This is a genomic window from Sorangium sp. So ce296, from assembly GCF_051529605.1.
GTDB classification, from domain to species: Bacteria; Myxococcota_A; Polyangia; order Polyangiales; family Polyangiaceae; genus Sorangium; species Sorangium cellulosum_D.
In genome coordinates, this window is sequence record NZ_CP150325.1 from 11,869,636 (window position 1) to 11,881,004 (window position 11,369).

7 protein-coding genes are annotated in these 11,369 nt (G+C 69.8%); 5 read left to right on the forward strand and 2 right to left on the reverse strand.

Going from position 1 to position 11,369, the window contains the following annotated elements; genetic code table 11:
• Nucleotides 1–45: 45 nt before the first annotated feature.
• Both WME98_RS43765 and WME98_RS43770 read right to left on the reverse strand, forming a co-directional pair.
• Nucleotides 46–603 (reverse strand): hypothetical protein, encoded by a 558-nt coding sequence (locus WME98_RS43765; protein WP_437947558.1) that lies wholly within the window; start codon nt 601–603, stop codon nt 46–48.
• Complete coding sequence (locus WME98_RS43770) at nt 600–1,727, reverse strand: helix-turn-helix domain-containing protein (RefSeq protein WP_437947559.1); 1,128 nt, start codon at nt 1,725–1,727, stop codon at nt 600–602. Before WME98_RS43770 ends, WME98_RS43765 begins: the two co-directional genes overlap by 4 nt.
• Before the next feature lie 314 nt (nt 1,728–2,041).
• Between WME98_RS43770 and WME98_RS43775 the strand changes: the two genes are divergently transcribed.
• The 5 genes from WME98_RS43775 to drmC all read left to right on the forward strand — a co-directional run bounded on the left by WME98_RS43775 (nt 2,042) and on the right by drmC (nt 11,346).
• Nucleotides 2,042–4,042 carry a hypothetical protein gene (locus WME98_RS43775; RefSeq protein ID WP_437947560.1) on the forward strand — a complete coding sequence of 667 codons (2,001 nt, stop codon included), beginning with the start codon at nt 2,042–2,044 and terminating at the stop codon, nt 4,040–4,042.
• Nucleotides 4,043–4,127: 85 nt separating this feature from the next.
• The gene (locus WME98_RS43780; protein ID WP_437947561.1) at nt 4,128–5,117 is read left to right on the forward strand and encodes a hypothetical protein; all 990 of its coding nucleotides are present in this window, start codon (nt 4,128–4,130) and stop codon (nt 5,115–5,117) included.
• Between the two features lie 66 nt (nt 5,118–5,183).
• On the forward strand, nt 5,184–8,663 hold the full coding sequence (gene drmA, locus WME98_RS43785) for a DISARM system helicase DrmA (RefSeq protein ID WP_437947562.1): 3,480 nt from the start codon (nt 5,184–5,186) through the stop codon (nt 8,661–8,663).
• Nucleotides 8,663–10,528 carry a DrmB family protein gene (gene drmB, locus WME98_RS43790; RefSeq protein WP_437947563.1) on the forward strand — a complete coding sequence of 622 codons (1,866 nt, stop codon included), beginning with the start codon at nt 8,663–8,665 and terminating at the stop codon, nt 10,526–10,528. Before drmA ends, drmB begins: the two co-directional genes overlap by 1 nt.
• Nucleotides 10,525–11,346, forward strand: a complete 822-nt coding sequence (drmC, locus tag WME98_RS43795; protein ID WP_437947564.1) for a DISARM system phospholipase D-like protein DrmC — start codon at nt 10,525–10,527, stop codon at nt 11,344–11,346. Before drmB ends, drmC begins: the two co-directional genes overlap by 4 nt.
• Nucleotides 11,347–11,369: the final 23 nt, after the last annotated feature.

The window sequence follows — 11,369 nt, forward strand, 5'->3', positions numbered from 1 at the left end:
GACACCCTCCCCGGGCCCGGAAGACGGCTTGCGGCTCCACGGCCTCTACGGCGGGAGCGAGGCGGTCCACCCCGCCCACCAGAGCGGAGGATCGAGGTCACGGGACGCCGCAACCGCCCTGGCGAGCGTCGCGGAGAGCGCACCTCGCTCGACCAGCACCCGCAAGAAGGCGTGTAGCCCCAGGATCCGGCCGACCTCGCCAGGGAGCTCACGATACAGCCTGGGCTTGCCCTGGACGGCCCGGACGTCCTCCGTCACGAAGACCAGATCCAGGCGCCGCGATGCGACGGCGATCGAGGCAACCTCTCCTCGATCCACGAACGCCATGAGCGTGGTCCGCGTCGCGTCCTCCTCCGAGCCGGCGAGCACCTCGATGAGCTCGATCGAGCTTCCGCGCAGCTCTCGGTCGGCCTCCTTCATCAGGTTCGTCTCGGGATCGGTCGGCTTCCTCGGAAGCGTGAGCTCTTCGAGCACGTCGTCCACGATGGCCATCGGCACGCTGTTCGCCGCAGCCACGAGCGCCTTCAGGCCACCCGCGCGCTGGAACGGAATCACCACGTTGGCGTCGAGGAGGTACTGCACCATGGGAACGCTCTGGCTCACACCTTCGCGGGCAAGTCATCCCAGGCCGTCAGCAGCAGCAACTCCCGCGCGCGCCCGGCGGAGATCAGATCGCGGTCGAGCGCTTCGAGCACACGTCGCGTGAGAGCGTCTTGCCTGGCCGGGCGCGGCGGAGGGGTAGCCGCCGCACCACCGCGACCCGTGCGCTTGGCCTGTTCAATCACGGCCTCTTGCAGGAAGTGGACGATATACTCGCGATTGACCAGGTGGTTCACCGTGATCTCGATGGGCGTATGGAACACCTCCCGGACCCGAGCCACCAGATCGAGCGCCTGGGACACGCCCATTTCGTACCGGGGTGGCCCCAGGAGCTGCCGCAGCCCTTCCGCGGGCATGAGGAGCTCGGCGGCGAACGCCCGCGCTCGCTTCTCGGCATGCCGTACGCCCCTGTTCTCGTCGTCCTCCCGATCGATGACGAGGTGGATCTCTCCCCGCGGAGGATCGAACAGGATGTGCCCGAGCTCGTGCGCGAGATCGACCCGGGCCGTCCATGCGTTCGAGCGGCGCCTGCTCGCCGTGTTCAGGATGGCGGCGGCAACGCCGGTCTGCGGCTCCTTCAACGAAAGCGCATCGATCCCAATGCTCGACAGCGCCTCGGACCGCACCAGAACGTCGAACTCCTCTTCGAGCAACTCGGCCATGTCTCCGAGAGGGCCAGTCTCGTCTCCCAGCACGCTGCGTACCTTGCGGGCGAGGCGGTAGCCATCCTTGAAAACCTCCGGGGTCGGCTCCTCCGGCTCGAACCGCTCGCGAAGGCTGGGAGGTCTCCCGAGGAGGGTGTTGACCTTCCGGAGCGCAAGCGCGCGCTCGAACGCTTCCACGACCTTGGGGCGATCCTCGACGTCGCGGAAGTCCGCAAAGGCGCCCTGCCGGAAGAACAGGGCGGCCGTCGGTGAGCGCTCGATCCTGCCTTGCCGCAGGGCGCCCGCATCGACGCCGAGGACGTACGCGACACGGTCCAGCGCCGCTGCGGTGATGTTTCCCTGCCCCTCCTCGAAGGCCTCCAGCGTCGCAAGCGGCACGCGTGCGAGCTCTGCGAGCTCCTCATGCGAGAAACCCACCTCCGACCGGCGGGTTCGTACGAGCTTTCCGATCGCCTGACTCATGTCGAGAACGTGTGCCCGAAAGGCGTGGAAGGGTACCTGGTTGAGGCTGTGGGAAACTGTACGGATTCCTGGAATCCGTGCAACAAACTTGATCCGGTCGGGTGGCCGCTCCGGTAGGTCATCGACCGCCTCTTCGTCCTCGACGCCAACGCCGAGCGCGCGCCCCGAAGCCGCCCCGCAAGGACCGCGAGCGGGAAGACGCTGGCAAGGGAAAGCTCGACTTCCAGGAAAGCGGATGTCGTCCGGCGCCCAAGGCAGACTCGCCGGCCGGCGCCAGCTTGGCCCGCGCGAACTGCCATGGTAACAGCCGGCACATGGCCGTCCTCCTCGAGGAAGCGATCCAGCAGCTTCGGGAGCGCATCGACGCCGGCGCGCCGAGGATCGCGATCCAGGCGCCGCCGGGCTTCGGCAAGACGGCGGTCCTCCGGGGGCTCGCCGCCTCGCTCGCCGGGAACCGGCGCGTCGCGCGGATCGTACTGCCCGAGGGCGACGACGCGGCGCTGGTGGCGCTCGTCGAGGTGGCCGCGCAGCTCGACGGTGGGACGCCGGCGCTGCTGGACCGCGTGGTGCCCCGGCACGAGCCCGCCCGGGTTGCGTGGGCCGACAGGATCGCTGCCGTGCGGGAGGCGCTGTCCCGTGCAGGGGACGACCTCCTGCTCCTCGTCGATGGGCCTCGCTTCCAGACCGCCCCCGGCGCCGAGAGCGAGCTCTTCGCCCGGCGCGCCGTCGAGCTGACCGAGACGCTCCTCGCCGCACGCGCCGGCACACTCGTGCTCGCAGGCTCGTGGATCCCCGAGGGGATCGCCGAGGACGCGGGCTTCCGGCTCCCGCTCGTTCGAGACCCGCTCATGGCGCAAGCGCACGACGCGTCCGACCCGCTGGGCCGCAGCCTTCCGCACGTGCCTCCGCCGGTCGTGGAGCAGGTGCTCCGGGCGCTCGATGCGGCAAGCATCGATGTGGAGCGCATCCCCGCCCATGACCTCCGGCTCGATCGCCTCGTCCCGAGGCTCGGACGCGCGCTCTCGGAGAGCCCGGAGGGGCGGCGGGTCATCGCACGTCTCGCAGCCCTCCGCGTCCCCTTCTCGGACAGCCTGCTCGAGCGCGCCGGCTTCATGGCGCTTTCTCCCCGGACGAGGAGGGTCGTCGAGCCGCTCGTGGAAGTGCTCGACGATGGATCGAGGCTGATGCCCGAAGCGCTGGCGCGACAGACCCGTGCGCTGCTCCTCGCCGGCCACCCGGATTGGAGGCTGGACGGGCCCCAGAGCGATGCTCACCACCTCGCCGCCGCGTACCACCGCGAGCGCTTCCAGGCAGCGCGCGAGCGTGGGGACGTCGGCGCCGCCGTCCGAGAGGAGCTCGAGGAGATCTACCAGCTCACGGAGGCAGGCGACGCCGCGGCGCTGCTCTCCCGCTCCCTCCAGTTCGTCGAGCAGTACGATGCGCTCGGCAAGAGCCTCAGCCAGAAGGCGCTCCGCGCGCCGCGCGAGCAGGAGGAGAAGCTCCGCCGCGACGCGGTGCGGGCGTACGAGCGGGCCGTCGAGCACGATGAGCGGGACGCGTACGCCCACCATTACATCGCATACAACCTCGATATGATGGGGACCGAGCCCGAGCGCGTCGAGCGCGAGTACGTCAAGGCGCGAGACCTCGCTCCGGGACATCCGTGGTACCACGGCCGTTACGTCTGCTTTCTCGTGACGAGGGTCTGGATGAAGGAGGCGCGGGCTGCCTGGGAGCAAGCGCTGAACGACCTCGCCGCGACCGGGCCGTTGCAGGCCCAGGTGGTCGAAGCGCTCCACGGGCAGGTCGCGCGGCTGCTGCTATCGCGCGGCAGGCTCGATTTCGCTGCCGAGGTGCTTGAGGACGTGCCCCGGGAGCTGCGGGCTTCCTGGTGGCAAGCGCTCGATCAGCTTTGCGTCTGCCTGGAAGAGGACCGCGACGAGCGGCTCGTCTTCCCACCGACCTTGCCGCTCGCCATGCGCTGGAAGGGACCGCACCTCGCCGATGAGCGCGAGGTCCATGCGTGGAAGCCGGGGCGCGTGTTCGGGCGGGACGAGCAGGTCGTCCTCCTGCTCGTGGCGGACCACCCGGACACGGTCTCGACCCTCTGCCTCTCGAAGGGCGACTTGGGCGAGGTGTGGAACGCATCTCCGAGCCAGCTGCGCGTGGGCACCTTCGTCGAGCTGATAGAGTACGCGGACGGCACGAGGGCGATGGAGATCTGGGATCGCCTGTCGTCGTCATTCGAGGCCGTGCCCGGCCTCCCGAAGCTCTTTCCTTCTCCCGACCGGTACGTCCGCCGTGCCTTTGCCTGATCTCGCCCCCGATCATCTGGTCGTGCTCGCATTCGGCCCCGGGAGGGGAGAGCTCGTCCTGGTCCGCGTGCCGCCGGATGCATGGATGGTGGTGGACGGCTGCAGTGCCGCTACGACCGACTATGCGGCGGCTGTGCTATCGCATTACCACGCTCGCCCGCGCATCGTGATTCTCACGCATCCGCACGACGACCACAGCGGCGGCCTGGTCAGCGTGATCGAGGCTGCGACGCCGCACGATCGCAAGGAAACATGGCCTCGCATCGGCATGCTGGTGCCGCCGGAGAGCGACGTCGGCCGCTCGGCAGGCTTCATCGGCTGCGTCACGGCGGAGGCCATCGCCGCGATCGAGTCACGCTGGAGCGAGTCACCTGCCTGCCGCTGGGACATGAACATTGGCGACCTGGAACCTCTGGGCGGGGCCATGCTGCGTGTGCTCTCCCCGCGTGCGGACGTGCGTGCCGAAGCGCTCAGGCGGTGGCAGATGGGGCAGCGATTCAACGCGAACGTCATCTCCACGGCGCTGCTCCTCACGTGGCGAGGACGGCGCCTCCTGCTCGGCTCGGATCTGGTCGAGCGACCTGCGAGCGGCTGGAGCCATGCCCTCGTGGTGGATCCGCAGCTCGGTGACGACGACCTTCTCAAGGTGCCTCATCACGGTTCGGATGAGGCATTGCTCGACGACATCCTGCGACCTGGCGCCCGCGTGCCCGATCCCCTCCGGCTCTTCACGCCGTACAGCCCGAAGCGGCTGCCGAGCTTCGCCGCCGGGAAGGGCGCCCATCGCGTCGTATCCCACGGCGGCACGAGCTACCTCACCGGCTTGCCGCGGCGGCACGCCATGCAATCCGGGCGCGCCGAGGCGCGTACCCTCACCGCGCTCAGAGCACACGACACGATCACCTTCGATGCGACGACGACCGGCTTCCCGGACTGCTACGTGCTCGTCTCGGTACCGCCCGACGGCGGACCTCCCACGGTCGAGCAGGGTCCGGGGAGCCTCCGCGTCGTGCCGGACGCCAGCGGGGCCGCGCCGAGGACGGCGTGGGATCACCTCGTCAGCGACGAGCTCTGACCAGTCGCGCGCCGCTGGACGCGGGGCCGCACCCCTCTGTTACGCTGGCGAGCGCGCATGCCCGACGTGACCGCCCCCCGAGACCACCTCGTCCGCGCCCTCCATGCCGATCTCGTCGGTCCCTACCAGCTCGACGAGGAGGCGATCGTCGAGCAGGAGATCCTCGATCTCCCGCCCTCCCGCCACTACCTCACAGGCTTCCTCGCCCCCGAGGACGAACGCTCACCCGACGACGAGACCGCGGACGACAGCCTCGGTGCCGGGCCCGACGAGCCCGAGGAGGAGAACCAGGGCGGCGGCGAGGAGCCCGAGGACAAGCGCCCGAACCTCTGGCCCGCATCCCTCGGCATGAGCGTGCTCGTCCCGAGAGAGACACGCGCGGTCAAGGCCACCGTCCGCTTCGCCGAGTACTTCCCCGAGACCGTGAAGCCCGAGGGGCGCGGGCGGGGGAGGCGCGTCTGGAAGCGAAAGCCCCGACAGACGATCGCCGCCGAGGTGCCGCTCGATGCGCAGATCCTGGCGAAGGGGATCCGCCTGCAGAACACCGTGGGCATCGTCCTTTACGGCCAGATCAAGGCCGTCGAGCACGCGCGGGGCATCCCAGAAGGGACGCATGCGCTCGCGCTCTTCGTCGTGAACCAGCGCGGGCAGGGCGAGAGGGGCCGGCGCGACGAGCAGATGATCTTCCAGGTCGAGATGGAGATCGAGTGCGCGGAGGGCATCGTCCCGCGGCCGAACTTCTCCGATGAGGAGAGCGACCAGTGGGATCAGAAGGTCGCAGACCTCCAGTTCCGCGAGCGCGTCGAGTATGCCGTCGGTCACGGGGTCGCCGTGGAGGTGCCTCCGGGGCAGAGCGCGATCGACGACGGGGGCTCGCCCGGCACGCCGGGCTCTGCGCCCAGACCCCCGGTGACCCGCGTGAGGACGACATGGTTGCCCGACTACGAGGTGCGGCGGGTCGTCGCCCACGAGGAAGAGGGCGTGAACGTCGCCATGGACGAGCTCGCCGAGCTCGATACCCCCGAGAAGGTGCGCGAGCGGCTCGAGCTCCTGCCCGCGGCGTACGGCGCCTGGATCGAACGGCAGCGAGGTACACGCGTCGACGGCGATCGGCGCGCCGAGACCCGCGACGAGCTCATGCACAAGGCCGAGGACGCCCGGCGGCGCATCGCCGAGGGCATCGACCTCCTGGCGAGCAACGAGCAGATCCGCCAGGCGTTCTGCATGGCCAACAAGGCCATGGCCGAGGCCGCGAGGCACCGGAGCCCCTCCCGCTACCAGGGCGGCAAGCGCCCCGAGTGGCGCCTCTTCCAGCTCGCGTTCCTGCTGATGAACCTGCACGGCGTGGCCGACGGCGAGCACGCCGACCGCGAGCGCGTCGAGCTGATCTTCTTCCCGACGGGCGGCGGCAAGACCGAGGCGTACCTCGGCGTGATCGCCTTCTGCCTGCTCCTCCGCCGCCTGCGGCGGGCGAAGCTGCCCGACGGGGGGCTCGGCGTTACCGTGCTCCTCCGGTACACCCTGCGCCTGCTCACGCTCGACCAGCTCGGCCGCGCGGCGACGCTCATCTGCGCGCTGGAGTCCCAGCGCCGGAAGAAGCCCGCGGTGCTCGGCGACGCGCGCTTCTCGGTCGGCCTCTGGGTCGGGCGCAGCGCGACGGCCAACACCATGGAGGTGGCGTCCAAGCTCGTCACCGGCTTCAAGCTCGGCCTGAACGGCAACCCGTGCCCGCTGCCCACCTGCCCGTGGTGCGGCAAGGAGCTCGGCCCGAGCAGCCTCTCGCTCGAGCCGTCGAAGACCGCGCCCGACGAGGTGCGGGTCGGCTGCACCAGCGAGACCTGCGAGTTCTCGTGCTCCAACAACACCGACGGCATCCCCGTCGTCTTCGTCGACGAGCAGGTCTACCGCGAGCTGCCGAGCTTCCTCATCGCCACGGTGGACAAGTTCGCGATGATGCCCTGGCGCGGCGAGGCCGGGATGCTGTTCGGCAAGGTGGTCGCGCGCGACGGCCGCCGCTTCTACGGCCCGATGGACGGGAAGCCGCCGCGCACGGCGAAGAGCCTCCCCGGCGGCCTCGCGCCGCCCGAGCTCATCGTGCAGGACGAGCTGCACCTCATCTCGGGCCCCCTGGGCACGATGGTCGGGCTGTACGAGACCGCGGTCGACGCCCTCTGCTCGCGCGTCACGAAGGGGACGGCGAACGCGGAGCCCCGACCGACGTCGAAGGGAACGGCGAACGCGGAGCCCCGATCCACGCCGACGGTGGGCGTGGTGCGGCCCAAGGTGCTGGCGGCGACGGCGACGGTCCGCAGGGCGGACACGCAGATCCAGGCCCTGTTCGGCCGTCCGGCGAGCAAGGTGAGCGTGTTCCCGCCGCCCGGCATCGACGATTCGGAGACGTACTTCGCGACCGTCGATCGGGCGAGCCCCGGCCGGCGGTACGTGGGCGTCGCGGCGCAGGGGCGCAGCATGAAGGCGATCCTCCTGCGCGTGTACCGGACGCTGCTCGCCGGGGCGATGAAGGCCTACGACCCGTCGCTGCCGCCCGACCAGACGGCGGACGCGTACATGACGCTCGCCGGCTACTTCAACAGCCTCCGGGAGCTCGGTGGCATGCGGCGGCTGGTCGACGACGAGGTGCTCGGCCGCACCAAGCAGGCGGAAGATGCGCGTCCCCTGAACGCGACGGGCAAGCACCTCTGGTTCGTCAACCGCAATCTCAGGTCCGAGCCGGTCGAGCTCACGAGCCGCGAGCACACCGACGCGGTGAAGCGCACCAAGGACCGGCTCAACAAGCCCTGGCGCGATCCGGAGGCGATCGACGTGCTGCTCGCGAGCAACATGATCTCCGTCGGCGTCGACATCGACCGGCTGGGTGTCATGGTGGTCGCGGGGCAGCCGAAGACGACGGCCGAGTACATCCAGGCGTCGAGCCGCGTGGGCCGCCAGGAGAGGTGGCCGGGGCTCGTGGTCACCGTGTACAACCTCCACAAGCCGCGGGACCGCTCCCACTACGAGCACTTCACCGCCTACCACGAGAGCTTCTACCGCTTCGTCGAGGCCACGAGCGTGACGCCGTTCTCCGGTCCCGCGCTCGACCGAGGGCTCGTGGGGACGCTCGTCGCCATGATCCGCTTCGCCTCGCACGACCTGGCCCCGCCGAAGGGCGTCATGGGGCTGCCGGCGAACCGATATCTGGCGAACGACGTCGTTGATCGGATCGCCGCGCGCGCGAGCAGCCAGCCCGAGATGCACCAGGACGGGCAAGCGAAGCTCGTGGAAGAGCTCCGCATGCGCGGTCATAACCTGCTCGACACGTGGACCGATCTCGTGCGATCGACCCCCGAGGAGCCGAAGCAGCGCCGGTATTCGAAGTTCGACCGCGAGAAGGTCGGCGGCAAGCCGCTGCTCCACACGCCGCTTGACGAGGAGCGGCCGATCCCCGACTCGCCCGACGGGCGCTTCGCGGCGCCCACCTCGCTGCGGGACGTCGAGTCCACCGCTCACCTCTGGCTCGTCGGACGCCGGCTGGGGAGGCAAGGCTGATGGCAACGCCGAAGAAGACCGCGAAGGGCGGGCACAAGCCGCCCGAGGGCAAGATCCGGCTCAGTCAGGTCGTGATGACGTTCGGCCCGGGCGCGATGGTCGACCTGCTCGACCACGCCGTGCTCATCGGCGGCACCGATTTCTGGCGCTACGACAAGTACAAGGACCAGGGGTTCATCGACGAGCCCCGCCTGCGCGACGCGATCGTCGCCAAGGTCGGCGCGAAGCTCGGTGTCGAGCTCAGCATCAACCGGGCGTTCCGCTTGCCCCCCGCCGGCGACGACGACGCGCCGTCGCAGTACAACGGCATCCAGGTCGCCGAGTTCCCGTCGTGGTTCGTCTGCCAGCACTGCCGCGCGCTCGGGCCGTCGAAGAACCTCGAGCGGGAGAAGGGGCGCTACGTTCATCACTGCACCAATACGCAGAAGGGGGTCTGCGTCCCCGTGCGGTTCGTGGCGACCTGCAAGCGAGGGCACCTCGACGAGTTCCCCTGGACCTGGTTCGTGCATCCGTCCCAGGAGACGCGGTGCGACGCGCCGGACCTCTACCTCAAGGAGGACGCGTCCGGCGACTTCGCCAACATCCGCGTGTGCTGCGGCGTCTGCGGCGCGGAGAGGAGGCTGTCGGAGGCGCGCGAGCCTAAGATCCTGCCCCAGTGCCGGGGGGAACGGCCGTGGCTCGGGTCCGAGGGGCGCGAGGAGAAGGGGTGCCAGGAGAAGCTCAACCTGCTCGTCCGCACGGCGAGCAGCGGATACTTCGCGCAGTGGATGAGCGCGCTGTCGATCCCCGACAAGGCGCGCGAGGTGATGAACAAGGTCAAGCAGTCCGACGTGTGGAGCGTCATCCAGGAGACCACGCGCGACGAGCTGCCGGTGCTGCGCAAGGTCGTGGCCGGGGTGCGCAACGCGCTACGCGACTACGATGATGATCAGGTGTGGACCGCCATCGAGACGGTCCGCAAGGGCAAGCCGCCGGCGCGGGAGGGGCTCCGAACCGCGGAGTACAAGGTCTTCCTCGAGGCGAAGGACGAGGTCGACGGCCAGCTCCCGCCGCGCGACGATGACTTCTTCGCCTGCCGCCTTCCACCGAAGCGCTCTCCGTTGCCGCCGAAGGTGAGCCGGATCGTGCTGGCCAAGAAGGTGCGGCAAGTGCGCGCCCAGATCGGCCTGACGCGCCTCTCGGCGACACCGCTGAATCTCCAGGGCGAGACCGAGGACCCGAGCAACCTCCAGCCGCTCGGGCTCACGCCGACGTGGCTGCCCTCGGCAGAGATATTCGGCGAGGGCGTGCTGATCTGCCTCGACGAGGCGGCCGTGCAGAAATGGGAGCGCAGCGAGGTGGTGATCCGGCGGGAGGAGGAGCTCGCCGAGGGGTACGAGCAAGAGTTCAAGGGCAGCAGCCGAGGGCCTGGGTTCGTGGGGGCCAGGTTCTACCTGCTGCACTCGCTCTCGCACCTCCTGATATCCTCGATATCGCTCCAGTGTGGCTACTCGGCGAGCGCGCTGTCCGAGCGCATCTACTGTGCGCCGGCGAACGACGACCTGCCCATGGCGGCGATCTTCATCATGACCGGCACGAGCGGCGCCGAGGGGACGCTCGGGGGGCTCGTCGAGCAGGGGCGCTTCATGGAGCGGCACCTGCGCCGTGCGTGGGACATGGCCTCGCTGTGCTCCAGCGACCCCGTGTGCGCGCACCACTCGCCCAGGGATCAATCCGGGCGCCACCTCGAGGGCGCCGCCTGCCACGGGTGCCTGTACGTCGCAGAGCCGGCGTGCGAGCGGTTCAACCGCTACCTGGACCGAGCGCTCGTCGCGCCGGCGATGGGGCACGACCCCGAGCTCGCCTTCTTCTCGGTCCGGCCGTGAAGGGAGCGGGGCTATCCGCCGTCACGGAGCAGGATCTGCTCGGCCTCGTCGCCGCGCTCGACCGAGGGGACGGGCGCGCGCCGATCAACGAGACGAGCCTGCGGGCCAACGGCTTTGGACACCTCGTCGAGCCGCTGCGGCCTTATCTTCGGCTCGGTCGGGACGGCGTTCGCGCGCTTGTCGACGTCGCGCTCGCCGAGCGGCGGCATCGCAAGGCCCCCCAGCTTACCCTGGTCTGGACAGGTGACGACCCCGGAATCAGCCATTCTCGACATACGCGGATCCTGCTGCCCGAGCTCTTCGCGCGGGCGCGAGACCACGTGCTCATCGCTGGATATTCCATCGATCATGGCGCCGAGCTGTTCGCGTCGCTGTATCAGGGCATGGTGGACCACGGGGTGACGGTCGATCTCTTCGTCGATGTGGACCAGCTCGCCAAGAGGCTGCGACAGGCGGCGAGGAGCGCAGGGCAGAGCTGGGCCCTGGTGTCGGCGCCGCTCGAGGCCGCGACGGGGAGCGTGGCGCGGGGGCAGGCCGTGGTGGCGCTGTTCTACCGGCTGATGTGGCCGTTCGGCGACCCGAGGCCGGTCGTCTATTTCGACCCGCGGACGGCGGACAGGCAGAGCGAGGTCAGCCTGCACGCCAAGTGCGTGGTCATCGACCATGAGTACGCGCTCATCACGTCGGCGAACTTCACCGACCGCGGGCAGACGCGGAACATCGAGGCCGGCGTGGCGATCGAGGACCGGGCGTTCGCGGCGTCGCTCGAGCGGCAGTGGCTGAACCTGGTGGATGCGGGGCTGGTCGTGAGGGCGTGACGCGCGCCCGACCGGAAAGGAGC

Excerpts from the sequence above, each read along its gene's own strand:
- WME98_RS43770 (WP_437947559.1), bottom strand. The coding sequence starts at position 1,727 with ATGAGTCAGGCGATCGGAAAGCTCGTACGAACCCGCCGGTCGGAGGTG.
- WME98_RS43775 (WP_437947560.1), top strand. The coding sequence starts at position 2,042 with ATGGCCGTCCTCCTCGAGGAAGCGATCCAGCAGCTTCGGGAGCGCATC.
- WME98_RS43780 (WP_437947561.1), top strand. The coding sequence starts at position 4,128 with ATGGTGGTGGACGGCTGCAGTGCCGCTACGACCGACTATGCGGCGGCT.
- drmB (WP_437947563.1), top strand. The coding sequence starts at position 8,663 with ATGGCAACGCCGAAGAAGACCGCGAAGGGCGGGCACAAGCCGCCCGAG.